Origin of the sequence: Pseudophaeobacter sp. 1A16562 (assembly GCF_041008785.1) — a bacterium.
GTDB lineage: Bacteria > Pseudomonadota > Alphaproteobacteria > Rhodobacterales > Rhodobacteraceae > Phycobacter > Phycobacter gallaeciensis_A.
In genome coordinates this window covers 211921-237204 of the sequence record NZ_JAXGFT010000006.1, presented here as the reverse complement: position 1 = coordinate 237204, position 25284 = coordinate 211921, and the positions used below count along the sequence as shown (strand labels likewise).

Here is a 25284-nt window from a genome sequence, read left to right as displayed (position 1 = left end):
CTCACACAGCTGAATATTGGGGCTGCTCCGCCCTTCAGATATCAAAACAAAAGAAAGGCGCCCAACCACTCGGGGCGCCTTTCTTTGTACTCCTGTCCCTTGTCGGACAAAAACTGCAGGAAACACCGGCCGTTCTCGGCTCCCCCGCCCCCTTCTACCTTCGGGCTTTTATCCTCCGGCAGAACGGGCAGCAGGCGGTGGCCGCCCCAGCCCCTGCGGCAGCGCCGAGCCCGATGGCATATGAACGTTCAAAACCTTTTCAAGCGCAGCAATGGTCACCGGCTTTGACAAGTAGTCATCCATGCCCGCCGCAAGGCATTTATCCGCCTCCCCTTCCAGCGCATTGGCCGTGACGGCAATCACCGGCGTATGACCGCGCCCGTCCCGGGCTTCGGCCGCGCGCAGGGCGGCCGTCAGCTCAAACCCGTCCATCGTCGGCATCTGGCAATCCGTCAGCACAAGGTCAAACTGACCGGTCTCCCAGGCCTCAAGGCATTCCTTGCCGTCCCGGACAATCGTTGCGGAATACCCCAGCAGTTCCAACTGGGATTCAAAAACGGCCTGATTGATCTCGTTGTCCTCAGCCACCAGGATGCGCCCGCCGACATGTCCCGACGCTTCAGAGACGGGGGCGCCCCGCGTCTGGTCCTGCGGCGCCGCCCTACCGGACAGGTAAGCCAGACCGTCCCAGAAATGTTTGGGGATCACCGGCAGGTCCTGAACCGAATACCGTCCCGGGGCGCGAATGCCCGTGACATCGGTCCGGTCGCGGCTCAGGGACAGCAGCTTGACGCCTGGCGCTTCTTCTTCGATCCGGCTGCGCAGCCATTCACTCGTACGATCCTGCTCGGTCGGTGCCGTCAGCACAAAGATCTTGTCGGGTCCCGCCTTGCGCGCGATCGCCATGTACTCATCCCGATTTGCGACCCATTTAATATCGCAATCCGCCGCCAGCGCATAAGAAGACCAGCAGGCCCGATCAGTGCCCTTGGGCAGCATGGCAACGACTTGTTTCCCCGACAGCCGCAGGCATTTGAGCGGGCCGGAGGCATCCGCCACCGGCAGCCGCAGAGTAAAAGTCGCCCCGTCTCCCAGAGTACTATCGACCGAGATTTCGCCGCCCATCTTCTCTGCAAGCTGTTTGACGATGGTCAGCCCCAGACCATTGCCCTGGATCATACGCTTGACCACATCCCCGGAGCGTTCAAAGGGCTGAAAGATCGCCTTCTGAACCTCTGCATCCATGCCGATACCATTATCTTCGACGACGAACTCGATCCAATCGTCCCCCTGCAACTGCACCCGCAAGCTGACCTGGCCGACGGGTTCATCCGACTGCGGTGCCGAAAACTTGATCGCATTTCCGAGCAGATTCAGCAGCACCTGACGCAGACGACCGGCGTCTCCCAGGATAGAATCCGGCAGGTTCGCCTGCACCGACAGGGACAATTCGACCCGTTTCTGATCTGCATGGGCCCGCAGGGTTTCGGCGACGCTTTCGACAACGGGCAACAAACGCATCGGCGCATTCGACAGCTCCATCTTGCCCGCTTCGATTTTCGACACGTCCAGAATATCGTCGATGATCCACAGCAAGGAAGACGACGACTCCTTGATCGCATGCAGGATACGCCGCTGTTCCGGGGAAAGCTCGGTGCTCTCCAGAATTTCGACCATGCCGATGACCCCGTTCATCGGGGTACGGATTTCATGGCTCATCGCGGCCAAAAATTCGCTTTTGGCACGATTGGCCTTGCGCTCTTTCTGATGCGATTTCCACAGTTCCTGACCGTAGGAATCCGTCAGCTGCCCAAAGGCCATCATCTCGATCATGATAATGCCGAAGACGGTCAGCATGATCGGTATCGACAGGTAGGTCCGAGAAAATTCCTCGTCAAAGATCGGAGAGCCAAAGTAATCATAGCCCAGCAGCCGGTACCCGATCCAGGCACACAGAACCGCCACGATCAGCCCGATAATATAGGGCTTTTCCCGCTTCAGAGAGAAGGCCATGAACGGCCCGCCGAGAAGCGCCACGAACATGAACTCGACGCTGCTGGCCGGGTGCAGGTTGAAAACCCCGCCCAGAACCGTGCACAGGCCGGCGACGAACCAGATTAGCCGCGCCGCCATTTTGTGCCGCGTGCGCATCAAATACCAGGCAGCCGCTGAACCGGCGCCGGCGATCAGGGCGATTTCGACGACCGTCAGCTCTCCCATGTAGATGCCAAAACCCATCCACAGAACACTCATCACCACAACAAGATTGGCCGTGGTCCGTACCGTACGGAACCGACGTTCCATACTGTCCTCGACCGCGCGCCATTCAGCGGTGCTGCTGATTTTCTTTGTACTCGCTACGTCCGCCACTCCGGCCCCCAAGACCAAACGCTCGCCCTGTAAAGAGGGTTTCGCGAAAACCGGTGTTTTCAGTCCCGCACTCTAACCGCAGGCAAAGCACTGAAATCACCTTATCCAAAACAGCAGCCTGCCTGCATCAGGTTAACATTCCGTCATTTCTGCGACAATCTACAGTCGTTTTCAGCAGGATGCCCTAGGGCGGCCTGCAACAGGCAGCTGCCTCTGGACCTTGCGGCCGGAAAACCCTACCTCTGCCGTGCAAGGAGATGCGCGACCATGACTTCAGACCTGTCCTCCGGCCAGCAGGCCCAGACAAATCAGCCCGCGAAGCCGGCCCTGACCCTTTACCTGGCCGCCCCGCGCGGTTTTTGCGCGGGCGTGGACCGGGCGATCAAGATCGTGGAGATGGCGCTGGAGAAATGGGGCGCACCGGTCTACGTGCGCCATGAGATCGTGCACAACAAATACGTTGTTGATGGGCTGCGCGCCAAAGGCGCCGTCTTTGTCGAGGAACTGGACGAATGCCCGCTCGACCGCCCCGTGATCTTCTCCGCGCATGGGGTTCCGAAATCCGTCCCCGCAGAAGCGGAAAAACGTCAGATGGTCTATGTGGACGCCACTTGCCCGCTGGTGTCCAAGGTCCATATCGAGGCCCAGCGCCACGCCGAGGCGGGCCTGCAGATGATCATGATCGGCCACAAGGGCCACCCAGAGACAATCGGCACCATGGGCCAATTGCCCGAAGGCGAGGTTCTTCTGGTCGAAACCCCCGGTGACGTCGCCTCGGTCGAGGTCCGCGATCCGGACCGGCTCGCCTATGTGACGCAAACCACCTTGTCGGTGGACGACACCAAGGACATCGTTGCAGCGCTTGAGGCGCGGTTTCCCAATATCGTCGGCCCCCACAAGGAAGACATCTGCTATGCCACGACCAACCGCCAGGAAGCGGTAAAGGCCGTGGCGCCAAAATCCGACGCACTGCTGGTGGTCGGCGCGCCCAATTCCTCCAATTCGCGGCGCCTGGTCGAAGTCGGCGCCAAGGCGGGCTGCGCTTATTCCCAGCTTGTGCAGCGGGCCGAGAATATCGACTGGCGCGCCCTCGAAGGGATCCGCAGCATCGCCATCACCGCAGGCGCCTCTGCGCCGGAACTGCTGGTGAACGAGGTCATCGATGCCTTCCGTGCCCGTTTCGATGTCACCGTCGACATCGTGGAAACCGCGGTCGAGCGGGTCGAGTTCAAAGTTCCCCGCGTGCTGCGCGCACCGACCTGAAGCGGACCAGAACCGGGTCGGCCTTTTTTGCAGACGGATCCCAAACACGCGCGACAGATCTGCCGCGTGCCGGGACTCCCCTGAACAGGAGCGGCGTGTTAGCAGTTGATCAACACCACTGCGCCGCAAGGAGGCCCGAGAGATGATTTCAATGCAGTTCCTGATCACCGCCCTTGTGGTTGTCATCGCGCCCGGCACCGGGGTCGTCTACACGCTGGCACTTGGGCTTGGCCAGGGAACGCGGGCTGCCCTCTGGGCGGCGCTTGGCTGTACCTTCGGCATCCTTCCCCATCTGGCAGCTGCAACGTTGGGCCTTGCTGCCGTGCTGCACAGTTCCGCCCTGCTGTTTCAGGTCGTCAAACTGGCAGGGGTTGCCTATCTGCTGTATCTGGCCTGGCAGGCGCTGAAATCCGGCGGCGCCCTGTCGATCACCTCGGACAGCCGCCAGCAATCGGGGCTGCGCATCGCCCGGCGTGGCGCGCTGATCAATATCCTGAACCCGAAACTGTCGGTCTTTTTCCTCGCTCTGCTGCCGCCCTTCCTGTCGGGCATCCCGGAGAGAGCCACCGCCGAGATGACCCTTCTCGGCGCCGTATTCATGGTGCTGACCTTTGTGGTTTTTGTTCTTTATGGCGTCTTTGCCGCCAAGGCCCGCGACTTCGTTCTTGGCTCTGAACGGGTGCTGACTTGGCTGAACCGTGGCTTTGCCGCGATTTTTGCCGCTCTTGCCGTGCGGCTGGCGGCAGAACGGGCATGAACCGTATCCCGCTTGTCCCGCTGGCCCTGGGGCTGGCTGGTCTGATCCCCTTTGTCTGGGGCGCAGCCACCCTGTGGCTGCCCGACCTGCAGGCCTGGGGCAGCAGCCATTTGGGCCCAAGGTTCGTCAGTCCCTATGTACAGCTGTTCTATGGCTCGGTGATACTCAGCTTCATGTCCGGCGTTCTCTGGGGTTTTGCCACAAAGACGAGCGGCGCCAAGGCCGCCGCCGGGTACACCCTGTCGGTGATACCAGCCCTTTGGGCATTCTTCATGACCGGCGGCGGGCCGCTGAGTGCCGGAACCAACCTGATCTACGGTTTCGCAGGGCTGCTGCTGCTGGACTGCGTCTTTTCCATCTGGAACCTGACCCCGCACTGGTGGCTGCGTCTGCGGGTGCTGCTGACGCTGGTGGTCATCCTCTCCCTCTCTGTCGGAGTATACCTGTGAGCGATACCGAAACCATCAGGGTCTATGATGCCCGAGCAAAAGACTACGCCGCGCTGAACCAGGACTACCTCAGCAGCGATCCCAGGCTAGCCGCTTTTATCGCGGCCTGCCCTGCGAATGGCCGAGTTCTGGATCTGGGCTGCGGGCCGGGCACCTCTGCCGGGGTGATGGCAGAGGCAGGCCTGCGGGTTGACGCCCTGGATGCCTCCGCCGAAATGACCGCCCTTGCAGCGCAGATTGACGGCGTCAACGCCCGGCAAGCGCGCTTTGACGAGATCACCGGAGACGGGATCTACGACGGGATCTGGGCCAACTTCAGCCTGCTGCACGCCCCGCGCAGCGACATGCCCCGGCATCTGCAGGACATCCACCGGGCATTGAAACCCAATGGCGCCTTTTACATTGCGCTCAAGCTCGGTAAAGGCGAGGCCCGCGACACCATTGGCCGCCTTTACACCTACTACGAGGAAGACGAATTGATCGATCTGCTGACCACCGCCGGTTTCACCCCTCTGGACCGCAGCCACGGCAAAGGCCCCGGACTGGACGGCTCGGTTTCACACTGGATTTCGGTGGCCACCCATGGCTGATCTGTTTGCCTATACCGATGGCGCCTGCTCGGGCAATCCCGGTCCCGGCGGCTGGGGCGTGCTGCTGCGTGCGATGGACGGCGACGAGATCGTCAAGGAACGCGAGTTGAAGGGCGGCGAGCCAGAGACCACAAATAACCGGATGGAGCTTCTGGCGGCGATCAACGCGCTGGAGAGCCTCAGCCGTCCGACGAAAATTACCATCGTTACTGACAGTAACTACGTGAAGAACGGCATCACCGGCTGGATCTTCGGCTGGAAGAAGAACGGCTGGAAGAACGCTGCCAAGAAACCCGTGAAAAACGCCGAGCTGTGGCAGCGTCTGGATGCGGCGCAGCACCAGCACGACGTGACATGGGAATGGGTCAAGGGCCACGCCGGGCATCCCGAAAACGAACGCGCAGATGAGCTGGCCCGCGCCGGCATGGCACCTTTCAAACCCGGCAAACGTAAATCGGCCTGAGACGGATCCGTCCCCGGCCCGGCTAACTCCGCAGCACCGCCCAAGGGTTATTGCGACCATGAGTTTTCTGACCCTGCTTGATTACGCTTCAGTGCTGGTCTTTGCCCTGACCGGCGCGCTGGTGGCCAGCCGGGCACAGCTCGATGTCGTCGGCTTTGCCTTTGTGGCCTGCCTGACTGCGGTCGGTGGCGGTACGGTGCGCGATCTGTTGCTGGACCGGCATCCGGTGTTTTGGGTGGATGATCCCAATTTCATCCTGCTGGCAGCGGGGGCCGCCGGTATCGTCTTTGTCACCGCCCACTTGGTGGAAAGCCGGATGAAATGGGTGATCTGGCTCGACAGTTTTGCCCTTGCCGTGGCGGTCCCGGCAGGCACTGGCGCAGCGCTGGCCATGGGCAAACCGCCGGTGGTCGTGGTCTTGATGGGCATGGCAACCGGATCGCTCGGCGGGTTGATGCGCGATGTGGTCTGCAACGAGGTGCCGCTGGTGCTAAAACAGGGCGAGCTTTACATCTCCTGCGCCATGGCGGGGGCGATCACTGCCGTAACCGCCATCTGGGCGGGGCTGGACGCCGGGCCTGCCCTGCTGGCCTGCGGCGCAGTCTGCTGGGGACTTCGCGCGGGGTCCATCGCCTTTGGCTGGCACCTGCCAGTCTACAAAAGCCGCCCGCCGCGCAGCTGAGGTTGCTACTTTTGCACGTATTTCTGCCAGAGCCAGATCAGCAGCAGCGCCCCCAGTACCGCACCGACCAATCCGGACAGCATTCCCATCACCGCCAGTAGCGTGCGCAGTACCAAACCGCCGATCAAAGCGCCCGCGATGCCGATCGCCACGGTGGTGATGATATCCGCCTCGATCCGCATCATCCGCGTGGCCAGAAACCCGGCTGCAGCCCCGATGATGATTAGCGCGACAATGGACATCTCATTTCCTCCAATGGCTTGGCACGAGGATCAGCGCCCCGTTAGAGAAGAGGATGGCATTCACGCCCGGCAAAGGAAAGACGCAGCAGACCCGTTAAAGCCTGACACCCTTTGCCACCGGAAAGCCACGCAGAAAGATCTCGCGATCCTGCGCACCCTTGCCCGCCCGCTGCAGGCGCAACAGCTCGACCGCGCCGCTGCCGCAGGCAACGGTCAGGGCATCGTCCAGCACCTCACCCGCTTCGCCGCTGCCATCAGCAAGGCGCGAGGCAAGCAGTTTCACCCGCTGGCCGTCAATCTCGCACCAGGCGCCGGGGAAGGGCGACAGGCCGCGGATCTTACGATCCACCTCTGCGGCTGGGCGCGACCAGTCGATCTGCGCCTCGCTCTTGTCGATCTTGCTGGCATAGGTGACACCGTCTGCGGGCTGCACTTCGGGCACAAGCTCCGGCAGTTGCTCCAACGCCTCAACGATCAGCCCGGCGCCCATCGCGGACAGGCGGTCGTGCAATTGCGCGGTGGTTTCTTCGCCCTCAATGGCGGTGGCGCGGCGCATCAGAACCGGGCCGGTATCCAGTCCGGCCTCCATCTGCATGATGCAGATGCCCGTCTCGGCGTCCCCAGCCATGATGGCACGATGGATTGGCGCCGCCCCGCGCCAGCGCGGCAACAGGCTGGCGTGGATATTGAGACAGCCATGTTTCGGCGCATCCAGCACCGCCTGCGGCAGGATCAGCCCATAGGCCACCACCACGGCGACATCAGCGCCCAGCGCGGCAAACTCTGCCTGTTCCTCGGCGCCTTTCAGAGAGATCGGATGGCGCACCTCAAGGCCCAGCGCCTCGGCCCGGGCATGGACCGGCGTCGGGCGGTCCTTCTTGCCACGTCCCGCCGGACGCGGCGGTTGGCAATAGACGGCGGCGATCTCGTGCCCGGCGTCGACCAGCGCATCCAGCACCGGCACGGAAAAATCGGGCGTTCCCATAAAGACGACGCGCATGGTTCTTGCCCCCTTTAACCGGTCAGTTTCTTGGATTTGCGGATCAGCATGTCGCGCTTCACCTTGCTGAGGCGGTCGATGTAAAGCTTGCCATCCAGATGGTCGATCTGGTGCTGTACCGAGGTTGCCTCGATCCCGACGAAATCCCGCTCGGTGATTTCGCCATTCTCATCCATATAGCGCACGGTGACAGCGCGGGGGCGTTTCACCTTGGCCGACACGCCCGGCAGGTTGGGCGAAGCCTCGTCATGTTCGCGCAGCTGAGTCGAAGCGTGCAGGATCTCGGGGTTCGCCATCCGCACCGCCTTGCCGCGCTCGGTCGAGCCATCGACCACCGCAAGGCGCAGCATCACGCCGATCTGATTGGCACCAAGGCCAACGCCTGGCATCGCCTCCATCGTGTCGATCATGTCCTGCCAAATCTGCCGGATCTCATCAGTGATCTCGCTCACCTCTTCGGCGCGGGTGCGCAGGCGTTTGTCGGGCCAGGGCAGGCAGGGGCGAACGGTCATTCGGAAATCCCTTTCAGGGCGGTGTATTCCGTCTCGACCACAGCGCGGGCCTCAGCGTCGAGGTGGTCAAAGGTCACGGTGCCATTGAGGTGGTCGAATTCATGCTGGATGCAGCGGGCCTCGAACCCGTCGAAATCGGCCATGTGAATGTCCCCCTCGGCGGCGGTCCATTGCACGGTGACCGCCACGGGGCGTTCGACCGGAACCATGACACCGGGGATCGACAGGCAGCCTTCCTCCATTGTCACCGGCACGCGTTCAACCGCCATGATCGACGGGTTGATCATGACCATGGGGGAGCGTTTGCCCACTTTCCAGGTGCAATCCATCACGAAAAGGCGTTTCATCACCCCGACCTGCGGCGCAGCCAGCCCCCGGCCATTGGCGGCGTACATGGTGTCGAACATGTCAGCGATCAGATCGTCGAGGTGCTCCTGCTCCACCGGGGCGCAGCGCTGGCTGAGCCGGGGATCAGGCCATTTCAGGATCGGTAGAACCGCCATGGGCAAGCCCCCTCTTTCAGCGTTCCGGGCAGAGCCTTACTGCTCCCGGGCGCGCTCGCGTTTCAGCTTTTGCATTTTGCGGGTGATCATCTGCCGCTTCAGCGGTTTCAGGTAATCGATGAACAGTTTCCCGTTCAGATGGTCGATCTCGTGCTGCACGCAGGTCGCCCAGAGCCCGTCAAAGGTTTCCCGCTGCGCATTGCCGTCCCGGTCCATCCATTCCACCTCGACCTCTTTGGGGCGGGTGACTTCGGCGTATTGCTCAGGGATCGACAGGCAGCCTTCCTCGTAGACGTTGGTCTCGTCCGAGGAAGAGATGACAGCGGGGTTGAACATCACCAGCGGGCGCGCCTCGCCCTCGCCTTCCTTGGCGCAATCCAGCGCGATCACCCGCTGCAGGATGCCGACCTGCGGTGCCGCCAGACCGATGCCCGGCGCCGCATACATGGTTTCCAGCATGTCATCAGCCAGGGTGCGCAGATCGTCCGAAATATCGGCAACCGGTACGCAGACCTTTTTCAGGCGGGGGTCGGGATGGATCAGGATAGGACGTTTCATGCGCTTGATTTAGGCGATTGCACCCCGCCCTGCAACGCCCCCCTTGCGCGCAGCGTCATTGTGCGTAGCTTCTCTGCCAAACAACCGGAGTTTAAACCATGGATTTTGACACCCTGATCGACCGTCGCGGCACCCATTGCGCCAAATGGGACATGATGGAGAGCCTTTATGGCGTCTCGCCCGATGAAGGGCTTGCGATGTGGGTGGCCGATATGGATTTCCCGGTGCCCCCTGCGGTCACCGACAAGATGCGTGAAATGGCAGATCACGGCGTCTATGGCTATGTAAACTGTGACGAACCCTACAAGAACGCGATCCAGTGGTGGATGCAGAACCGCCACGGCTGGCAGGTCGAAGCCGATGCGATCTTCACCACAACCGGCCTCGTGAACGGCGTCGGCATGTGCCTTGATACCTTCACCCAGCCGGGCGATGGCATCGTCCTGTTCACCCCGGTCTACCACGCCTTTGCCAAGGTGATCCGCAATGCGGGCCGCGAAGTGGTCGAATGCCTGATGACCAACAATGACGGGCGTTACGAGATGGATTTCGACGCCTATGACGCGCAGATGACCGGCAAAGAGAAGATGGTCATCCTGTGTTCGCCGCACAATCCGGGCGGCCGCGTCTGGACCCAGGAAGAACTGCAGGCGGTTGCGGATTTCGCCAAACGCCATGACCTGATCCTGTTGTCGGACGAGATTCACCACGATCTGGTCTATCCCGGCAACACCCACATCCCGATGCAGAACGCCGTGCCCGAGGTGACCGAACGGCTCTTGATGCTGACCGCACCGTCGAAGACCTTCAACTTTGCCGGGCTGCACACCGGTCAGGTGATCATCCCCGACCCGCATCTGCGCGAACAGTTCCAGCGCCGCATGCTGGCCCTGGCGCTGGCGCCGAACTCGGCCGGGCAATACGCCACCGCCGCCGCCTATTCCCCCGAGGGCGCCGCGTGGGCCGACCAGCTGATCGCTTATCTGGATGGCAACCGGAAGGTCTTTGACGCCGCGATCGAGAAGATCCCTGGCCTGTCCTCGATGCCGCTGGCGGCCACCTACCTGTCCTGGGTCGATTTCTCCGGCACCGGGATGAGCCGCGAGGAATTCACCAAACGGGTCGAACAGGGCGCCAAGATCGCAGCCAACCATGGCACCACCTTTGGCACCGGGGGCGAGAACTTCCTGCGCTTCAACCTCGGCACCCAGCGCTCCCGCATCGAGGAAGCCTGCCGCCGCCTGACCGAAGCCTTCTCGGACCTTCAGTAAGCATACAAAAAGTGGGCGCTGCGATCACGCTGCGCCCACGTATACCCGCCTGATCTACAGGCTGGAATTGGAATAGATTTGCAGCGGCCGGTTCAGGCCTCGCCATGCACTCCGTCATAAGCGATCAGAGCCACCGGCGCGTCCGGTGCGCGGTAGAAATCCAGCGGCGCGGATTCGGCCGCCGCAGTTGCGCGCTTGAACTCGTACCGCATCTCGCCGCCTTCCGCCTCGGAGGCGACGATCAGGCACTGCGAGATGTGGCGGGCACCATCATAGAGATCGACGAGGCCCCGCAGTTGCGGCGCGGTTGCCTCTTCCACCGAAAAACCGGTCTTCCACATGCGCAGAACCGGAAACTGCGACTCTCCGACCTGCACGCGCAGGCGGCTTTTCTTTTTCAGCCCCTGAACGCGGGCGGCGTCCAGCGCCTCTTGAACGGCTTTCGGAACATAGGTGGTCATGGCATCTGCCTTTCCGGTGGATCATCTGATCGGCTCTGCTGAGCCCCTCTAGGGTGACTCATAATTGCCTAAAATCAAGTGAACTTTTTTCAATGCTGCGGCACCCGTGGCTGCTGCTTCCTGCAGGTTGTGCAGATCCGCAGGGAGGCTGCGCGCCTGTCGGCATGGGCGACACCCTCCGAAGTGCCTAGTTTGCGGGCATGGAACGGAAGGAGCGAAAACAATGGGTCTTTTGATCGACGGTACCTGGCACGACAAATGGTATGATACCAAATCCACAGGCGGCGCCTTTGAACGCTCCGTATCGCAGTTTCGCAACTGGATTACGGCGGATGGCAGCGCCGGACCATCGGGCGATTCGGGATTTTCCGCCGAAAGCGGGCGGTATCACCTCTATGTCTCTCTCGCCTGCCCCTGGGCCCACCGGACGCTGATCTTTCGCCAGCTGAAAGAGCTGACCGACCATATCTCAGTCTCAGTGGTGCATCCCGACATGCTGGACCGGGGCTGGACCTTTGAGAAAGACGAACATGGTGCCACCGGCGACACCCTGTTCGGTCACGATTACGCCTACGAGATCTACACCCGCGCCGATCCGAGCTATTCCGGGCGCGTCACGGTGCCGATCCTCTGGGACAAGCAGCGCGAAACCATCGTGTCGAACGAAAGCTCGGAAATCATCCGCATGTTCAACTCGGCCTTTGATGATCTGACCGGTAACCGGGACGATTGCTGGCCCGAGGAGCTGCGGGAGCCGATCGAAGCGGTGAACGCGCGCGTCTATGACACGGTGAACAATGGCGTCTACCGCTGCGGCTTTGCCACCAGTCAGGCCGCCTATGACGAGGCAGTCACCCCGCTCTTCGATACGCTGGATTGGCTGGAGGACCTCCTGTCCGAGCATCGTTACCTGCTGGGCACACGCGTGACCGAGGCCGACTGGCGCCTGTTCACCACCCTCCTGCGGTTCGATCCGGTCTATCACCTGCATTTCAAATGCAACCGCAAGCGCATCATCGATTACCCGAACCTCTGGGCCTATACGCGCGAACTGTATCAGTGGCCCGGTGTGCAGCAGACCATCGGTATGGATCACATCGTGCGCCACTATCACTATAGCCATGACACCATTAACCCGAACCGGATTCTGCCCATCAACCCGGTGATCGACTGGCTGGAACCGCACGGGCGAGGCTAAGGAATTCCTTACTTTTGGGGCTTTCGGGCCTGCATTGCAGCTTCTGATTGCGACATTCGGTTGCCTTATCACCCGGGCTGTTTCATACGGCCCGGGTCCGGCACCGGGATGTCCCGTGGCCTTTTCACGAGTCAGGGCCTGCAATGGTAGCAAGCAATACAGCAAGCAAGAACGCGCAGCGCGATCACGGCGGCAATCTCGCGGCCGCGATGGAACAATACGGCGGGACACGGGAGGGTTGGATCGACCTCTCCACCGGCATCAACCCGGCCGCCTACCCGCTTCCACGTTTCACAGAAGCCGATTGGTCGGCGCTGCCTGACAGCGCTGCAAGCCACGATCTGCATCAGGCAGCGCGCCGGTTCTGGAATGTTCCGGAGGGAGCCGAGATCCTTTCTGCCCCCGGTGCCTCCTCCCTGATTGCCCTGGCCCCTGCGCTGGCCGATCCGCGCTGGGTGCGGATTGAGACACCGACCTATAACGAGCACGCTGCCGCCTTTCGCGCCCATGGCTGGAGCGTCACGGGCCAAGGCCCCGCCGAAGCCTGCGTCGCGGTACACCCCAACAATCCGACCGGACGCCAGTGGCAAGCCGAAGAGCTGGCTGCGCCTTTCCGTATCATCGATGAAAGCTTCTGCGACATCTGCCCTGATCAGAGCCTGATCCATCTGGCGGCAGAACCCGGCACGCTGGTGTTGAAAAGCTTTGGCAAGTTCTGGGGGCTGGCCGGTCTGCGGCTTGGCTTTGCCATCGGTGATCCGGAGCTGATCTCCCGCCTCTCTGAACTGCAAGGCCCCTGGTCGGTGTCCGGCCCAGCGCTGAAGACCGGGGTTCGGGCGCTGTCGGATACCGATTGGGCGGCACAGACCCGGGCAAGGCTGGCTGAGGACGCTGCGCGGATGGACGAGATGATCCTGCCCAAAGGCGCGGAACTGGCAGGCGGTACCGATCTGTTCCGTCTCTATCACGTAAATGACGCCGCCGAATGGCAGCAGCGGCTGGCCCGCGCCCATATCTGGAGCCGCATCTTCCCCTATTCAGACACTTACCTGCGCCTTGGCCTGCCTCCGGCAGCAGGCTGGGACCGGCTGGAGACCGCCCTTTGATCACCGCAACCCTTCTGATCCCCGCCTTGATCCTAGATGCCATTCTGGGGGAACCCCGTTGGCTGTGGAACAGATTACCGCATCCGGCGGTGCTGATGGGGCAACTGGTTGGTGCCCTCGATGCAGGGCTAAACTCCGGCGCCGGGCGCCGGGCCAAGGGCGTGGTCTCCGTTCTGGTCCTTGTCATCACCGGACTGCTGATCGGTTGGCTGCTGTCACTCTTTGGCGCCTTGATGGAGATCCTCGTGGCCGCAATCCTGATCGCCCAGCGCTCGCTCTGCGATCATCTGCAGGCGGTGGTTCAGGGGTTGCAAAGGGATGGTCTGCAAGGCGGGCGCGCTGCGGTTGCCATGATCGTCAGCCGCGACACCACCGAGATGACTGGACCGCAGGTCGCCCGCGCCGCCATCGAAAGCGGCGCCGAAAACATGTCAGACGGTGTGATCGCCCCCGCCTTCTGGTTTCTGATCGCCGGGCTGCCCGGATTGCTGGCCTACAAGATGATCAACACCGCCGACAGCATGATCGGCTACCGCAACGCGCGTTATCGCAACTTTGGCTGGGCGGCGGCGCGGCTCGATGACCTGGTGAACTGGATCCCGGCGCGGCTGACGTCGCTTCTGATGGCGCTGGCCGGAGGAAGCCTGCGCGACTGGTCCGCGATTGCCGAGGATGCCCGCAAGCATCGCTCCCCGAATGCCGGCTGGCCTGAGGCCGCCATGGCGCGGGCGCTTGATGCGGCCCTGTCGGGACCGCGTTCCTATGACGGCGAGATGCAGGAGTTTCCCTGGGTTCATGAGGACGGAGCTAAGGGGCTCGGCGCCGAGGCAATCCGGCGCTGCACCGAAATGCTGTGGAAAACCTGGGGGCTTGCCCTGCTGCTGACGGTTGCTATTGCGGTGATCTTCTAGCACACACTTGGGGCAATCACGGTCTAGAAAGGACGCCCAAGACATGCGCAAACTGATCCTGGCCCTGGCAGCCGCGATGCTGCCCACCGGCACCTTCGCCCAATGTGGCGGCAGCTTTTCCGACTTCGTACAGGGCCTGAAACAGGAAGCGGTGACCGCGGGCTACGATGCTGCCACCGTGAATGCGTTCTTCAAAGGCACCAAACAGGACCCCAAGGTGCTGCGCGCAGACCGGGCGCAGGGTGTGTTTCAGAAACCCTTTATCGAGTTTTCGCGGCGACTGATTTCCCAGAACCGGATCGACCGGGGCCGGGCCATGTCGAAAAAGCATGACAGCACCTTCCGCCGCATCGAAAACACCTACGGCATCAACCGCGGTGTACTTCTGGCCTTCTGGGCATTTGAAACCGACTTTGGCGCCTTTCAGGGCGATTTCAACACCCGCAATGCGCTGGTTACCCTTTCGCATGACTGCCGCCGTCCCGAATTATTCCGCCCGCAGATTTTTGCCGCGCTTGAGCTGTTCCGGCACGGCGATTTTGACCCGGCCCGCACCACTGGCGCCTGGGCCGGAGAGATCGGCATGGTACAGATGCTGCCCCGCGATATTCTGGACAATGGCGTTGATGCCGATGGCGACGGGCATGTCACCCTGAAAACCTCGGCGCCGGATGCCCTGATGTCGGGAGCCAAGATGCTATCGCATCTGGGCTGGCAGCCGGGTCAGCCCTGGATTCAGGAGGTAACCCTGCCCAAGGGTCTGGACCTGTCGCTCACCGGACCTGCGCAAAAGCTGTCGGTGGCGGACTGGCAGCGAATGGGCCTCGTGCCCCGCGAAGGGCGCCTGCCCGATCCAGCCATGCGCGCCTCGCTGATCGTCCCGCAGGGCCATAAGGGACCTGCCTTTCTCGCCTATCCCAATTTCGATGTTTATTTCGAATGGAACCAAAGCTTTACCTACGTGATGACCGCAGCCTATTTCGCCACTCGGCTGGAAGGCGCGGCGATCTATGACGCCGGAAGCCCCGATCAGGGCCTCAGCGGCGCCGGGATGAAACAGTTGCAACAGAAACTGCAGGCGCGCGGCCACGACGTGGGAGACATCGACGGCATTCTGGGCGCCAAGACCCGGATCGCGGTACAAAAAGAGCAAGAACGCCTTGGCCTGCCCGCTGACGCCTGGCCCACACCGGCCCTGCTAAACCGGCTCTAACGCACAGGAAACCTGTCGCCAGCCTGGTTGATCAGCACCACCCGGCCATGGCTGTGCACATAGAGATCGCAGCGCGAGAACCCGTCGACATAATCGATACAGACGCTGCCATCTTGTGCGATCCGGTAACTGCCCCAGCTGGTGGCCCCGCCATTGGCGGCCGAGTTGGTATAGGAATAGGCACCATCCTTGCCGAACCGCGCCTCTCCGTCATCAAAGAACACAAAGGCCTGCCCAGGCAGCGCCGCGAGCTCAGACGGAGCAAAGGGTTGGTCGGCGGGTTTCAGATTCCAGTCTTCCGCATCGGCCGGGCCTGCGCCAAGACAGATCGTGGCGGCGGCAAGAGAGCAGGCAATAAGGGAAACACGTGTCATGCCCCCGGTATATCGCAAAAGCCGCCGGGCGCAGGTCACGATCCGGTGACGCCGAAAATACCTGTTCCGCGGGCGTGCCTACCAGTCGATGAAGGTTTCGAAGTCTTTCATCGCCCGTGCCCAGAGTGACACCTGCTGGGCAAAGTCATCAGCACTGACACCGTCCCGGCCCAGATAGATATCCATCTCGATGCGGGCCGACCCTTCATCCGAGATATAGGCACGTGCAAACCGGTTCTCCGTGTTCCATTCATTGATCTTTGCCAGCCGTACCGATCCTTCGGTCTGGTAGCCGGAAAAGAACTGGACCGCGTTGCAGTCGGTGTTGTTGTCACAGCCGTAGTAATAGACTGAGAAATCACTGCCGTAATAATTCACGCGCAGCTTGGGATCGCCAACATTGTCCGTTGTCGCTTCGACCTCTGCCCCTTCATTTTCGAAGAACCTGTAAAGGCTATCGCCATCCGTCGCAAAAACGGGTTCGGCCTGTGCTGCAATGGGCAGAGTCAGCGCAGCGGCCGTGAGGATGGCGAGGCATCGTGAAGGGTACATACTAGGTCTCCTGAAAACACTTGTACCGATCCTAAGCAGGACGTCTCGGCCACACAAGGAAGTCGCCCGCGCCATAACCTAAAGTCGCCTTGCTTAGATCGAGGATCAGGCGACCAGCGCTTCTGCCTTTTTCAGATCGACAGAAACCAGCTGGCTGACGCCTTTTTCCTGCATCGTCACCCCGAACAGCCGGTCCATGCGGGCCATGGTGACCGCGTGGTGGGTGATGATCAGGAACCGGGTATCAGTCTGGCGGCACATCTCGTCCAGAAGATCGCAGAACCGGGTCACATTGGCATCATCCAGCGGCGCGTCGACCTCGTCCAGCACACAGATCGGCGCCGGGTTCGACAGGAAGACGGCAAAGATCAGCGCCATCGCCGTCAGGGTCTGCTCACCGCCGGAGAGCAACGACAGGGTCGATAGTTTCTTGCCCGGCGGTTGGCACATGATCTCCAGCCCGGCGTCCAGCGGATCGTCGCTTTCGACCATTACGAGGTTGGCCTCGCCGCCACCGAACAGATGGGTGAACAGCATCGCGAAACTGGCGTTGACCTGCTCAAACGCGGTCAGCAGCCGCTCGCGCCCTTCGCGGTTGAGGCTGGCAATCCCGCTGCGCAGGGTCCGCACGGCCTCTTCCAGATCCTGTTTTTCCGACACCAACTCGTCATGTTCGGTCTGGATCTCCCGGGCATCTTCCTCGGCCCGCAGGTTTACCGCACCCAGCGCATCCCGCTGCCGCTTGTGACGGGAGACCTCGGCCTCCAGCGTCTCGGCCGTGGGCATCTGATCAGGGTCGGTATCAAGCTGTTCTAGTAGTACCTGCGGCGCGCAGTTCTGCTCCTCTGCGATCCGTTCCGCAGCATGGGTCACGGTTTCCCGCGCTGCCTCGAACCGGGCTTCGGATCTGGCCCGCGCCTCGCGCGCTTCGGAGGCCAGACGCTCGCAATCGCGTTCAGCCTGCACCGTCTCGCGCAGCACCGCCTCTGCCGCGATCAGCGCATCGGTCGCTGCCGCCTTGCGTGCTTCGGCCTCTTCAATGGCCTCGTTCAGCTCTTCGCGCTTTTCGGCAATCTCGGCGGGTACCGCGTGGGCGTCTTCCAGCTCTTCCTGAGAGGCCTCGCGCCGTTCGGCCAACTCAGCGATCCTGCGCTCGGCCGTGTCGAGCCGGTGACGCCAGCCCGACAGGTCCTTGGTGACCTGCTGCGCCCGTTTGGTGCGTGCTTCGCCTTCGCGGCGCAGCTCGTCGTGGGCCGAGCGGTGGGTCAGCATGGTGATCCGCGCCGCCTCCACCTGCTGCTTGATCTCCTCGACCATGGCGCGGGCCTGCTCCAGATCCCCGAGTTCTTCCAACGCGGTCTCGGCATCTGTCAATTGCAGGCGGGCGGCCATGGCGTCTTCTTCATGCCGGGTCACCGCGATGCCCAGGGTTTCCAGCTTGCCCTCGGCCATATTCCGGTCAGCCTCCGCCCTGCTCAGCGCCCGGGCGGCATCGGCAACGCGTTGATCGGCGGCGCGGCGGGCCTGGCGAGCCAGCTGATCCGCCTGAGACACCTCTTCCAACTTGCGCAGCAGCGCATCATGGGCGGCGCGGGCGCCATCTGCGCGGGCACCAACGCGTTCCAGATCCTGTTTCAGAGCCTCTAGCCGGTTCAGCTGTTCCAGCCGCAGGGCGGCGGCGCTTGGCGCATCTTCGGCCCAAGACCGATAGCCATCCCAGCGCCACAGATCGCCCTCCAGCGTTACCAGACGCTGCCCCGGTTGCAGCTGCGACTGCAGATCGCGGGCCGTGTCACCATCTACCAATCCGATCTGTCCGATCCGCCGCCCCAGCGCTACCGGGCCAGACACATATTTCGCCAGCGGCTCTACCCCATCAGGCAAAGGCACATCGCGATCATATCCCGCCAGTGTGACCCAGCCGGTCGGCCCGTCCACATCGGCCATCGGCGCGCGCAAATCATCGGCGAGCGCCGCGCCAAGCGCCTTTTCATAACCCGGGGCCACGCTCAGCTCATCCAGGATCTGGCCGCCTTCAGCAGTGTCCCGTTCCACCAGTTTCGCCAGTGCCGTGACCTCGGCCCGCAGGGTGCCCAACTCGCCCTCGGCCTCAGATCGCTGCGCGCGCGCCTCGGTTTCGCGTTCCTGCGTGTCCGCCCGCATTTCATCGGCAGCAGCGAGTGCCTCTTCGGCGGCCTCTGCGGCCTCGCGGGCGTCTTCCTCGGCAGTGACAGCCTCATCGAACCGTTCGGTTGCTTGCTCCAGTGCCTCTTCGGCCTCTGCCTGGGCGCCGCGGGATTTCTCGCCTTCGTCCGTGGCCCGTTGCAGCGCACGCTGGCAATCCTCGACCAGACGCCGCGCTGATTGGTGACGGGCCACCAGACGGGCCACATCCTCGGTCACCTGCGACAGGTGGTCCTCGCGGGCCTCAAGGATCTGCCCGGCATCGCGCGCCAGATCAGAGGCCTCGGCCAGACGATCCTCGTGGCCTTCGCTGGCCTTGGCCAGTTCCCGCTGTTCCCAATCCAGCCGTTCGATGGTTTCGCCCGCATCCCGATTCAGCCCGGTCTCGCGCTCGATATCGTTGCCGAGCTGCTGAATACGGGAGGTCAGCCGTTCAATGGCCTGACGTGCCTGGGCGTCCTGATCGCTGAGCGCATCGCGTTGCACCATCAGCCGCTGCAGGATTGCCGCCGCGATGGCTTCCTCTTCGCGGAGGGGCGGCAGGGCGGCCTCATCCTCGGCCCGCTTGGCGCCCGCTGCGCGGCTCAGCGCCTCAGCCTTAGCCGCCTGGGTGACGCGGGTACTCAGCTCTTCCTCGGCGGCGGCGCGGGCGTCATCTGCCTCGCGCCAACGGCGGTACAGCAGCATGCCCTCGGCGAGGCGCAGTTTTTCCCCGATATCGCGATAGCGCTGCGCCTGTTTCGCCTGGCGCGCCAGCTGCGAAAGCTGCGCCGCCAGCTGTTCGATCACATCATCCACGCGCAGCAGGTTCTGTTCGGTGTTCTTCAGCTTTAGCTCTGCCTCGTGGCGGCGCTGATAAAGACCCGAGATGCCGGCCGCCTCTTCCAGAATACGGCGGCGCGCCTTGGGTTTGGCATTGATCAGTTCGGAAATCTGCCCCTGCCGCACCAGCGCAGGCGAATGCGCCCCGGTCGAGGCATCGGCAAACAGCATCTGCACGTCCCGCGCGCGCACATCCTTGCCGTTGGATTTATAGGCGCTGCCCACATCGCGGGTGATCCGGCGCACGATTTCCAGCTGATCGCTGTCGTTGAACCCCGAGGGTGCCAGCCGGTCGCTGTTGTCGATCTGCAGGCTGACCTCGGCGAAATTGCGCGCCGAACGGGAGGTCGTCCCGGCAAAGATTACGTCCTCCATACCGCCGCCACGCATGGCCCGGGCGCGGGTTTCACCCATCACCCAGCGCAGCGCTTCCAAAAGGTTCGACTTGCCACAACCATTCGGCCCGACAACGCCGGTCAGCCCATCCGCGATGATCAGATCGGTCGGATCGACAAAGCTTTTGAAGCCGTTGAGCCTGAGTTTGGAAAAGCGCAAAGCTGCCCCTGAGTGATTCCATGATAGTGAACCTCAGCAGGTTCGCGGGTCTTGAGTCAACGCTACAGCCCCCAAATCGGGCAAGCCTGCCTGCTTTGGCCACTATATCTTGTGGATAACCCCGAGAAATACAGCCTCAGCGGGAAAAATTGCCGGAACTGGCCTTTTACGGGCAGGACAAACGCCCGACAAGCACCGCCTGATCACCGCTGACCCAGAGGACACGGCAGCCGGTAGAGGCCGCCATTGCCCGTCTGGCCCGGTGCCGCAGTGGTCCCAGCCGGGGCGCATATTGCGGGTTGATGCGCACCGCCTCGACCAGAGTTCCGCGCTGGCGGATATCAAAGGTGCTGCCCTCGACCGTAATCCGCGCAGGCGGAATGCCCCGGAAATGCGCACTCGGGGCATCACAGCCTGCCACCAACAGAATGCACAGAAGACTCAGCACACGCATGGCTGCCTCGCGGTTGTTTCCTCCCCATCGATAGGAGAGGCTCAGGGGGAACTATACCACCTCTGCGCTGACCTGCCGAGGCGACACAGCGTCCTGCTCTGCCAGAGTCTCTGCGATCAGACGGGCTAGACGAGCAATCCCCTCTTCGATCGCCGCCTCATCCAGCACCGAGTAGCTGAGCCGGATCGTGTTGGGGCCACCGCCATCGGCAAAAAAGGCCTGACCGGGCACAAAGGCCACCTTCACGCTGTCCAGCGAGCGCGCCAGAAGTTGTGCCCCGTCCAGCCCCGCAGGCAGAGTAATCCAGATGAACATCCCGCCTTCGGGGCGGGTCCAATCCACGCCCGGCGGCATGTGCTGCTTCAGCGCGCGCAGCATGGCGTCCCGGCGCGCCTTGTAAGCGGCGCGGACCTTTTCCACATGGCTGTCGAACTGCTGTCGTGCGACGGTGTTTACCGCCATCTGGTTCAGGGTTGGCGAGTGCAGATCTGCCGCCTGTTTGATCAGCACCATCTGTGCAATCACCGGCCGGGCCGCGACGATCCAGCCAACGCGAAGCCCTGGCGACAGGGTCTTGGAAAAGGTACCGCAGTAGATTGTGCGGCAGTTGTCCAGCGTTCCCTTCTTCGCCTGCTCAAGCGCCAGAATGGGCGGCACCGGATCGCCGTCATAGCGCAGATCCTGATAGGCACCGTCTTCGACGATGGCGCATTGCAGGTCCTCGGCGAGATCCAGCAGACGTTCCCGGTCGGCCTGAGCGACGGTCTCGCCGGTTGGGTTGGCAAAATCGGCTGACAGATAGGCGAATTTGACCGCCCCACCATTCTGTGCGGCGCCATCGCGATAGCTTTGTGCCGTGCGGTTCCCGGAAAGGTTCAGCTGATCATAGCGCGGTTCGTAGGCGTTGAAGGCCGCCAGCGCCCCCAAATAGGTCGGCGCCGTCACGAGCGCGGTGTCCCCTGGCGACAGGAACAGTTTGCCAAGGTAATCAAGCCCCTGCTGCGAGCCTGAGGTGATCAGGATGTTGTCCGGATCACAGTCAACGCCCATGCGCGCCATCTGGCCAACGATCCATTCTTTCAGCGGCAGGTACCCTTCGCTGACCGAATATTGCAGGGACTGTGCTTGCTGTCCGCCGGACAAGGCCCCTTGGAACGCTTCGGCAAAAGCCTCGGCCGGGAACAGGTCCGGGTCGGGAATGCCACCTGCAAAGGACAGAATGCCCGGCTGATCCAGAAGTTTCAGCAACTCGCGGATTTCCGACGCCTTCATCCGCATCGCACGACTGGCAAATATGTCTTTCAGCTGCATGAGACCCTCCTGACTGCACGCCTTTGGGCGATTGGCAATCTTTCTTGCAGGTAAGTCAATATAACTGACCTTTTATTTCAAAAAGGTGATCGCGCTTTTACGGATCTTGCGCATGACTTGCGGTCTTGCCTGAGATGCGGTCATATGATTTGACCAATTCGGGAAAACCACTCCCGTCCTGCAATACACAGATCCCGAGGCTCCGATGCCGTTTCAGAAAGTTCAGCCGGAAAAACTCTCGACCTCGGTCGTGCGCCAGATCGAGCAGTTGATTCTGCGAGGTATCCTGTCGCCTGGTGAGCGCCTGCCGGCCGAGCGGGAACTAGCGGAACGTCTGGGCGTATCACGCCCCTCGCTGCGCGAAGCCATCGGCGAGCTGCAGGAACGCGGGCTTCTGACCTCGAAAGCGGGATCAGGTGTATTTGTCGGCGATGTTCTGGGCTCGGCCTTTTCCCCCGCGCTGGTGCAGCTGTTTTCCAGCCATGATGAGGCGCTGTTCGATTACCTGTCCTTCCGCCGCGACATGGAAGGTCTGGCCGCCGAACGTGCAGCGCGGCTGGGGTCAGACGATGATCTGAAAGTAATCCAGACCATCTTTGACAAGATGAAAGCCGCTGGAAACCCCGCCGAATCCGAAGAAGCTGCAAAGCTGGATGCGCAGTTTCATTCCGCGATCATGGATGCCAGCCACAACGTGGTGATGCTGCATATGATGCGGTCGATGATCGATCTTCTGCGCGAAGGGGTGTTCTACAATCGCAAGGTCATGTTTCAGCAGTATACCTCGTATGAGGCGATCCTGGAGCAGCACGAAGCCATCAATGCCGCACTGCAGGCGCGTGATCCCGCGGCAGCGCGCGCAGCCGTGGAACGGCATCTGGATTATGTGAAACAGGCCCTGATGGACCACCAGCGCGCCGAGCGGAACGCCGATGTTGCCCGGCAGCGGCTGGAACACGAAAAAAGCAAATCCTGACCCAGACGGGCGGACTTTGGACGACTGCGCCCACGTGGCGCAGTTATCTGCTGCCTAGTGCAAGCTTTTCCGCCAGTCGATGATCGCCTTGCCAAGTCGATCCGCGATCTTCTGAAAATCGCCACTGCTCAGCAGCTCTGCCGCCGCATCACGCCGGTTCTTTTCCACACAGGTCGCGATATGGCCCGCCGCCTGATGAAAACGACTATGCGCCTGCGCTACAGCCTGAAAGTACGGAGAGTCACCGATTTCGGGATCCTGGCGCAGCTTTACCAGCCATTTTCCAAAAGTGCATTGGTCGTCTTGGGAAATCTGCTCTGCGGACCAAGGCAGCTTGCCGGTCGCAACGGCCTCTTTCAGCTGTAGTTTCCAGCATCCATGCGCGCCGACCGCGTCTTTAATCTGCCGGTCCAGATCTACCTTGTCCATCCGGACACCTTTCAAAACTGCTACTCATAACAACCATAAAACCATAACCGAGCATACGTAAATGATGGTTAACGCCGCCGGGCTGCTGATCCGTGAAATACTACCGGCCCGGTGGCGCCGCCTGTGGAGAGAGCACAGGGACGTCCATCCGGGCGGGAGAAGGGGCGCGTTGCAACCCGTTTTAATCTTCTTCAGGCGGCTGCAAAATCCATCAGGAAGCCACGCGACGGATCGGTCTCTGCCAGCCGTTTGCGAACCGGTCCCAAGGCACCAAGGCATTGCGTGTCGATGATGCTTGCACCTGCGGTTTCCAGCGCCACGGCGATTGCCAGCGGTTCAAACGCACCCGACGGTCCCATCGGGTGAAATGTCTTCAGGCGGCTTTGCTGCGGCGTCATAGCGTCCTCCGGTTCCATTGAACGTTGCTCAATCCACCATACCCGACAGGCCTGGGCGCCGCAGCACGGCAGGAGAACAGTCCGCGATGCTGACGGGTTAGCCCTCCTATCCAAAAGGATGGGAAACGGTCCCCGCCCGCAGAAGACCCCGGAAACGCAAAAACCCGGGCGTTAGCGCCCGGGTTTTCTAAAGTTTTAAACTGACTGTGGATCAGTGCAGTTTGGCGTCCACATCCGCGATGGCCGCGTCGATCAGCTTGTTCGCCTCGGTTGCAGTCATCTGCTTGGCGATAACCTGATCCGCAGCTGCAACCGCGATGGAAATGGCCTGATCACGCACTTCCTTCACAGCCGATGCTTCGGCAGAAGCGATCTGCTCTTCGGCTGCAGCCAGACGGCGTGCAATCGAGGTTTCCAGATCGGATTTTGCTTCATCTGCGGCTTTGACGGCGTCCTCGCGGGCGGCCGCAACGATGCGGTCGGCCTGCGCCTGGACTTCCTGCTGCTTACGCTCGTAGGAGGCCAGGATGGTCTGGGCTTCTTCCCGCAGGGCGCGGGCTTCGTCCAGCTCTTTCTGGATACCTTCGGCGCGCGAATCCAGCTGGCTGCCCAGCAGGCTCGGCACCTTCACGAACAGCAGAATGCCGACGAACAGAAGGAAGGCGATCAGAACAACAAAGTTGGTGTTGCTCATGGACAGGAACGGACCACTTGCGGCAAAGGCCGGGGAAGTGGCGCCAAGGGTCAGGGCAATTGCCAGAACTGTGCGCATGTCCTTATCCTTTCATCCGTTCATCGACCGCAGCCGATACCGCTTTCGCGTCCGCCTTGCCGCCCAGTGCTGCAACCAGCGCCTCTGCGGTGTCGGTCGCCACAACCTTCACGCTTTCCAGCGCGCCGGCTTTGATCTCTGCGATGGCCTTTTCGGACTCGGCGGCCTTATCGGCGATCTGTGCATCCGCCTTGGCGATTGCATCGTTCAGATCGGCCTGAATTTCCGCGCGGGTCTCGGCGGCGATACGCTGCGCCTCGGCGCGTGCGTCGGCCAGAGCCTTGTTATATGCGTTTTCGGCCTCGACCGCTTTGGCTTTCAGATCTTCAGCCGCGGCGAGGTCATTGGTGATCGTTCCCTGGCGTTCCGCCAGTACCGCCGCAATGCGGGGCAGAGCCACGCGCGACAGAATGAGGTAGATCACGACCAGCGCAACGGCGAGCCAGAAGATCTGGTTTCCGAAGGTCGAGAAATCCAGTTGCGGCATGCCCGGTGCAGACCCGTGCGCTGCGTCCGCCGCGCCGTGTGCTGCCTCTTGCGTATTTGATGCCATGTCGTTCTCCTTGGGAACTTGCCGTTACACCGGGCAGCGCGATGATCCGCACTGCCCGGCCGTAAGGATTGAGGTTCCTGAGGTCTTAGACAGCGAACATCAGCAGCAGAGCGACCAGGAACGAGAAGATGCCCAGAGCTTCTGCAAAGGCGATGCCGATGAAGAGAGTTGCGGTCTGGCCGGCGGCTGCCGACGGGTTGCGCAGAGCGCCTGCCAGGAAGTTGCCGGCTACGTGGCCCACACCGATTGCGGCTGCGCCGGAACCGATTGCTGCCAGGCCTGCGCCGATGAACTGACCGAGTTGTGCGATATCGCCTTCCATGGGTTTTCTCCTTACGATGGAATTGGTGATTTA

Annotated in this window: 29 protein-coding genes; 12 read left to right on the top strand and 17 right to left on the bottom strand. The window is 61.9% G+C overall.

What is annotated here, in order from left to right; all coding sequences use genetic code 11:
- Nucleotides 1-168: 168 nt before the first annotated feature.
- Nucleotides 169-2370 carry an ATP-binding protein gene (locus SM764_RS10940; RefSeq protein WP_065271531.1) on the bottom strand — a complete coding sequence of 734 codons (2202 nt, stop codon included), beginning with the start codon at nucleotides 2368-2370 and terminating at the stop codon, nucleotides 169-171.
- Between the two features lie 267 nt (nucleotides 2371-2637).
- Here SM764_RS10940 and ispH point away from each other — a divergent pair, with 267 nt between their 5' ends.
- The 6 genes from ispH to SM764_RS10910 all read left to right on the top strand — a co-directional run bounded on the left by ispH (nucleotide 2638) and on the right by SM764_RS10910 (nucleotide 6574).
- Nucleotides 2638-3633 (top strand): 4-hydroxy-3-methylbut-2-enyl diphosphate reductase, encoded by a 996-nt coding sequence (gene ispH, locus SM764_RS10935; protein WP_369001789.1) that lies wholly within the window; start codon nucleotides 2638-2640, stop codon nucleotides 3631-3633.
- A gap of 142 nt (nucleotides 3634-3775) precedes the next feature.
- Nucleotides 3776-4390: a LysE family translocator gene (locus SM764_RS10930; protein WP_368948377.1), complete on the top strand. Its 615-nt coding sequence runs from the start codon at nucleotides 3776-3778 to the stop codon at nucleotides 4388-4390.
- Nucleotides 4387-4839, top strand: a complete 453-nt coding sequence (locus SM764_RS10925) for a DUF3429 domain-containing protein (protein ID WP_368948378.1) — start codon at nucleotides 4387-4389, stop codon at nucleotides 4837-4839. Before SM764_RS10930 ends, SM764_RS10925 begins: the two co-directional genes overlap by 4 nt.
- The gene (locus SM764_RS10920; RefSeq protein ID WP_369001788.1) at nucleotides 4836-5429 is read left to right on the top strand and encodes a class I SAM-dependent methyltransferase; all 594 of its coding nucleotides are present in this window, start codon (nucleotides 4836-4838) and stop codon (nucleotides 5427-5429) included. Before SM764_RS10925 ends, SM764_RS10920 begins: the two co-directional genes overlap by 4 nt.
- On the top strand, nucleotides 5422-5892 hold the full coding sequence (rnhA, locus tag SM764_RS10915) for a ribonuclease HI (RefSeq protein ID WP_065271536.1): 471 nt from the start codon (nucleotides 5422-5424) through the stop codon (nucleotides 5890-5892). Before SM764_RS10920 ends, rnhA begins: the two co-directional genes overlap by 8 nt.
- A 58-nt stretch (nucleotides 5893-5950) precedes the next feature.
- On the top strand, nucleotides 5951-6574 hold the full coding sequence (locus tag SM764_RS10910; RefSeq protein WP_369001787.1) for a trimeric intracellular cation channel family protein: 624 nt from the start codon (nucleotides 5951-5953) through the stop codon (nucleotides 6572-6574).
- 5 nt (nucleotides 6575-6579) lie between these two features.
- Here the strand turns inward: SM764_RS10910 and SM764_RS10905 are convergent, their stop codons facing one another.
- The 5 genes from SM764_RS10905 to def (SM764_RS10885) all read right to left on the bottom strand — a co-directional run bounded on the left by SM764_RS10905 (nucleotide 6580) and on the right by def (SM764_RS10885) (nucleotide 9389).
- Nucleotides 6580-6816, bottom strand: coding sequence for a GlsB/YeaQ/YmgE family stress response membrane protein (locus tag SM764_RS10905; protein ID WP_369001786.1), 237 nt, complete (start codon nucleotides 6814-6816; stop codon nucleotides 6580-6582).
- 94 nt (nucleotides 6817-6910) lie between these two features.
- Entirely contained in the window at nucleotides 6911-7816 is a 906-nt protein-coding gene (fmt, locus tag SM764_RS10900) for a methionyl-tRNA formyltransferase (RefSeq protein WP_369001785.1), read from the bottom strand.
- A 14-nt stretch (nucleotides 7817-7830) separates the two neighbouring features.
- The gene (gene def, locus SM764_RS10895; RefSeq protein ID WP_369001784.1) at nucleotides 7831-8328 is read right to left on the bottom strand and encodes a peptide deformylase; all 498 of its coding nucleotides are present in this window, start codon (nucleotides 8326-8328) and stop codon (nucleotides 7831-7833) included.
- A complete protein-coding gene (def, locus tag SM764_RS10890) occupies nucleotides 8325-8831 on the bottom strand; it encodes a peptide deformylase (protein WP_369001783.1) in 507 nt (168 codons plus the stop codon). The genes def (SM764_RS10895) and def (SM764_RS10890) overlap by 4 nt, the downstream gene beginning before the upstream one ends.
- Before the next feature lie 36 nt (nucleotides 8832-8867).
- Nucleotides 8868-9389 carry a peptide deformylase gene (def, locus tag SM764_RS10885; protein WP_274868466.1) on the bottom strand — a complete coding sequence of 174 codons (522 nt, stop codon included), beginning with the start codon at nucleotides 9387-9389 and terminating at the stop codon, nucleotides 8868-8870.
- 98 nt (nucleotides 9390-9487) lie between these two features.
- On the opposite strand from def (SM764_RS10885), the gene SM764_RS10880 reads away from it, so the two are divergent.
- The gene (locus SM764_RS10880; protein ID WP_368948383.1) at nucleotides 9488-10660 is read left to right on the top strand and encodes a MalY/PatB family protein; all 1173 of its coding nucleotides are present in this window, start codon (nucleotides 9488-9490) and stop codon (nucleotides 10658-10660) included.
- A gap of 92 nt (nucleotides 10661-10752) precedes the next feature.
- Here SM764_RS10880 and SM764_RS10875 read toward each other — a convergent pair whose 3' ends face one another.
- Entirely contained in the window at nucleotides 10753-11121 is a 369-nt protein-coding gene (locus SM764_RS10875) for a hypothetical protein (RefSeq protein WP_368948384.1), read from the bottom strand.
- 223 nt (nucleotides 11122-11344) lie between these two features.
- On the opposite strand from SM764_RS10875, the gene SM764_RS10870 reads away from it, so the two are divergent.
- From SM764_RS10870 to SM764_RS10855, 4 genes are all read left to right on the top strand, one after another.
- Nucleotides 11345-12319 carry a glutathione S-transferase family protein gene (locus SM764_RS10870; protein ID WP_369001782.1) on the top strand — a complete coding sequence of 325 codons (975 nt, stop codon included), beginning with the start codon at nucleotides 11345-11347 and terminating at the stop codon, nucleotides 12317-12319.
- Nucleotides 12320-12462: 143 nt separating this feature from the next.
- Nucleotides 12463-13425: a threonine-phosphate decarboxylase gene (locus SM764_RS10865; RefSeq protein ID WP_368948387.1), complete on the top strand. Its 963-nt coding sequence runs from the start codon at nucleotides 12463-12465 to the stop codon at nucleotides 13423-13425.
- On the top strand, nucleotides 13422-14336 hold the full coding sequence (gene cbiB / locus SM764_RS10860) for an adenosylcobinamide-phosphate synthase CbiB (RefSeq protein ID WP_369001781.1): 915 nt from the start codon (nucleotides 13422-13424) through the stop codon (nucleotides 14334-14336). Before SM764_RS10865 ends, cbiB begins: the two co-directional genes overlap by 4 nt.
- 43 nt (nucleotides 14337-14379) lie before the next feature.
- On the top strand, nucleotides 14380-15549 hold the full coding sequence (locus SM764_RS10855) for a lytic murein transglycosylase (protein WP_369001780.1): 1170 nt from the start codon (nucleotides 14380-14382) through the stop codon (nucleotides 15547-15549).
- Here the strand turns inward: SM764_RS10855 and SM764_RS10850 are convergent.
- The 5 genes from SM764_RS10850 to SM764_RS10830 all read right to left on the bottom strand — a co-directional run bounded on the left by SM764_RS10850 (nucleotide 15546) and on the right by SM764_RS10830 (nucleotide 21801).
- Nucleotides 15546-15923 (bottom strand): hypothetical protein, encoded by a 378-nt coding sequence (locus tag SM764_RS10850; RefSeq protein WP_065271549.1) that lies wholly within the window; start codon nucleotides 15921-15923, stop codon nucleotides 15546-15548. The genes SM764_RS10855 and SM764_RS10850 overlap by 4 nt on opposite strands.
- A gap of 78 nt (nucleotides 15924-16001) precedes the next feature.
- The gene (locus SM764_RS10845) at nucleotides 16002-16475 is read right to left on the bottom strand and encodes a YbjN domain-containing protein (protein WP_369001779.1); all 474 of its coding nucleotides are present in this window, start codon (nucleotides 16473-16475) and stop codon (nucleotides 16002-16004) included.
- A 105-nt stretch (nucleotides 16476-16580) separates the two neighbouring features.
- Nucleotides 16581-20036 (bottom strand): chromosome segregation SMC family protein, encoded by a 3456-nt coding sequence (locus SM764_RS10840; protein ID WP_274868452.1) that lies wholly within the window; start codon nucleotides 20034-20036, stop codon nucleotides 16581-16583.
- A gap of 166 nt (nucleotides 20037-20202) precedes the next feature.
- On the bottom strand, nucleotides 20203-20490 hold the full coding sequence (locus SM764_RS10835) for a hypothetical protein (RefSeq protein WP_368948392.1): 288 nt from the start codon (nucleotides 20488-20490) through the stop codon (nucleotides 20203-20205).
- Nucleotides 20491-20541: 51 nt separating this feature from the next.
- A complete protein-coding gene (locus SM764_RS10830) occupies nucleotides 20542-21801 on the bottom strand; it encodes an aminotransferase-like domain-containing protein (RefSeq protein WP_369001778.1) in 1260 nt (419 codons plus the stop codon).
- 205 nt (nucleotides 21802-22006) lie between these two features.
- Between SM764_RS10830 and SM764_RS10825 the strand changes: the two genes are divergently transcribed.
- Nucleotides 22007-22777 carry a FadR/GntR family transcriptional regulator gene (locus tag SM764_RS10825; RefSeq protein WP_065271554.1) on the top strand — a complete coding sequence of 257 codons (771 nt, stop codon included), beginning with the start codon at nucleotides 22007-22009 and terminating at the stop codon, nucleotides 22775-22777.
- A gap of 54 nt (nucleotides 22778-22831) precedes the next feature.
- Here SM764_RS10825 and SM764_RS10820 read toward each other — a convergent pair whose 3' ends face one another.
- The 5 genes from SM764_RS10820 to SM764_RS10800 form a co-directional block, all read right to left on the bottom strand.
- Nucleotides 22832-23206: a CZB domain-containing protein gene (locus SM764_RS10820; RefSeq protein ID WP_274830310.1), complete on the bottom strand. Its 375-nt coding sequence runs from the start codon at nucleotides 23204-23206 to the stop codon at nucleotides 22832-22834.
- A 191-nt stretch (nucleotides 23207-23397) separates the two neighbouring features.
- Entirely contained in the window at nucleotides 23398-23604 is a 207-nt protein-coding gene (locus SM764_RS10815) for a hypothetical protein (RefSeq protein ID WP_065271556.1), read from the bottom strand.
- A gap of 211 nt (nucleotides 23605-23815) precedes the next feature.
- A complete protein-coding gene (locus SM764_RS10810) occupies nucleotides 23816-24376 on the bottom strand; it encodes a F0F1 ATP synthase subunit B (RefSeq protein ID WP_065271557.1) in 561 nt (186 codons plus the stop codon).
- 4 nt (nucleotides 24377-24380) lie between these two features.
- On the bottom strand, nucleotides 24381-24929 hold the full coding sequence (locus SM764_RS10805) for a F0F1 ATP synthase subunit B' (RefSeq protein WP_274833337.1): 549 nt from the start codon (nucleotides 24927-24929) through the stop codon (nucleotides 24381-24383).
- Nucleotides 24930-25014: 85 nt separating this feature from the next.
- Complete coding sequence (locus SM764_RS10800) at nucleotides 25015-25251, bottom strand: F0F1 ATP synthase subunit C (RefSeq protein WP_008205040.1); 237 nt, start codon at nucleotides 25249-25251, stop codon at nucleotides 25015-25017.
- Nucleotides 25252-25284: the final 33 nt, after the last annotated feature.

Excerpts from the sequence above, each read along its gene's own strand:
- def (WP_369001784.1), bottom strand. The coding sequence starts at position 8,328 with ATGACCGTTCGCCCCTGCCTGCCCTGGCCCGACAAACGCCTGCGCACC.
- SM764_RS10820 (WP_274830310.1), bottom strand. The coding sequence starts at position 23,206 with ATGGACAAGGTAGATCTGGACCGGCAGATTAAAGACGCGGTCGGCGCG.
- SM764_RS10835 (WP_368948392.1), bottom strand. The coding sequence starts at position 20,490 with ATGCGTGTGCTGAGTCTTCTGTGCATTCTGTTGGTGGCAGGCTGTGAT.
- SM764_RS10875 (WP_368948384.1), bottom strand. The coding sequence starts at position 11,121 with ATGACCACCTATGTTCCGAAAGCCGTTCAAGAGGCGCTGGACGCCGCC.
- SM764_RS10815 (WP_065271556.1), bottom strand. The coding sequence starts at position 23,604 with ATGACGCCGCAGCAAAGCCGCCTGAAGACATTTCACCCGATGGGACCG.
- SM764_RS10910 (WP_369001787.1), top strand. The coding sequence starts at position 5,951 with ATGAGTTTTCTGACCCTGCTTGATTACGCTTCAGTGCTGGTCTTTGCC.
- SM764_RS10825 (WP_065271554.1), top strand. The coding sequence starts at position 22,007 with ATGCCGTTTCAGAAAGTTCAGCCGGAAAAACTCTCGACCTCGGTCGTG.
- SM764_RS10800 (WP_008205040.1), bottom strand. The coding sequence starts at position 25,251 with ATGGAAGGCGATATCGCACAACTCGGTCAGTTCATCGGCGCAGGCCTG.
- SM764_RS10830 (WP_369001778.1), bottom strand. The coding sequence starts at position 21,801 with ATGCAGCTGAAAGACATATTTGCCAGTCGTGCGATGCGGATGAAGGCG.
- SM764_RS10925 (WP_368948378.1), top strand. The coding sequence starts at position 4,387 with ATGAACCGTATCCCGCTTGTCCCGCTGGCCCTGGGGCTGGCTGGTCTG.
- SM764_RS10845 (WP_369001779.1), bottom strand. The coding sequence starts at position 16,475 with ATGTACCCTTCACGATGCCTCGCCATCCTCACGGCCGCTGCGCTGACT.
- SM764_RS10930 (WP_368948377.1), top strand. The coding sequence starts at position 3,776 with ATGATTTCAATGCAGTTCCTGATCACCGCCCTTGTGGTTGTCATCGCG.
- SM764_RS10805 (WP_274833337.1), bottom strand. The coding sequence starts at position 24,929 with ATGGCATCAAATACGCAAGAGGCAGCACACGGCGCGGCGGACGCAGCG.
- SM764_RS10850 (WP_065271549.1), bottom strand. The coding sequence starts at position 15,923 with ATGACACGTGTTTCCCTTATTGCCTGCTCTCTTGCCGCCGCCACGATC.
- ispH (WP_369001789.1), top strand. The coding sequence starts at position 2,638 with ATGACTTCAGACCTGTCCTCCGGCCAGCAGGCCCAGACAAATCAGCCC.
- SM764_RS10865 (WP_368948387.1), top strand. The coding sequence starts at position 12,463 with ATGGTAGCAAGCAATACAGCAAGCAAGAACGCGCAGCGCGATCACGGC.
- SM764_RS10905 (WP_369001786.1), bottom strand. The coding sequence starts at position 6,816 with ATGTCCATTGTCGCGCTAATCATCATCGGGGCTGCAGCCGGGTTTCTG.
- rnhA (WP_065271536.1), top strand. The coding sequence starts at position 5,422 with ATGGCTGATCTGTTTGCCTATACCGATGGCGCCTGCTCGGGCAATCCC.
- SM764_RS10870 (WP_369001782.1), top strand. The coding sequence starts at position 11,345 with ATGGGTCTTTTGATCGACGGTACCTGGCACGACAAATGGTATGATACC.
- SM764_RS10855 (WP_369001780.1), top strand. The coding sequence starts at position 14,380 with ATGCGCAAACTGATCCTGGCCCTGGCAGCCGCGATGCTGCCCACCGGC.
- def (WP_274868466.1), bottom strand. The coding sequence starts at position 9,389 with ATGAAACGTCCTATCCTGATCCATCCCGACCCCCGCCTGAAAAAGGTC.
- fmt (WP_369001785.1), bottom strand. The coding sequence starts at position 7,816 with ATGCGCGTCGTCTTTATGGGAACGCCCGATTTTTCCGTGCCGGTGCTG.
- def (WP_369001783.1), bottom strand. The coding sequence starts at position 8,831 with ATGGCGGTTCTACCGATCCTGAAATGGCCTGATCCCCGGCTCAGCCAG.
- SM764_RS10810 (WP_065271557.1), bottom strand. The coding sequence starts at position 24,376 with ATGCGCACAGTTCTGGCAATTGCCCTGACCCTTGGCGCCACTTCCCCG.
- SM764_RS10880 (WP_368948383.1), top strand. The coding sequence starts at position 9,488 with ATGGATTTTGACACCCTGATCGACCGTCGCGGCACCCATTGCGCCAAA.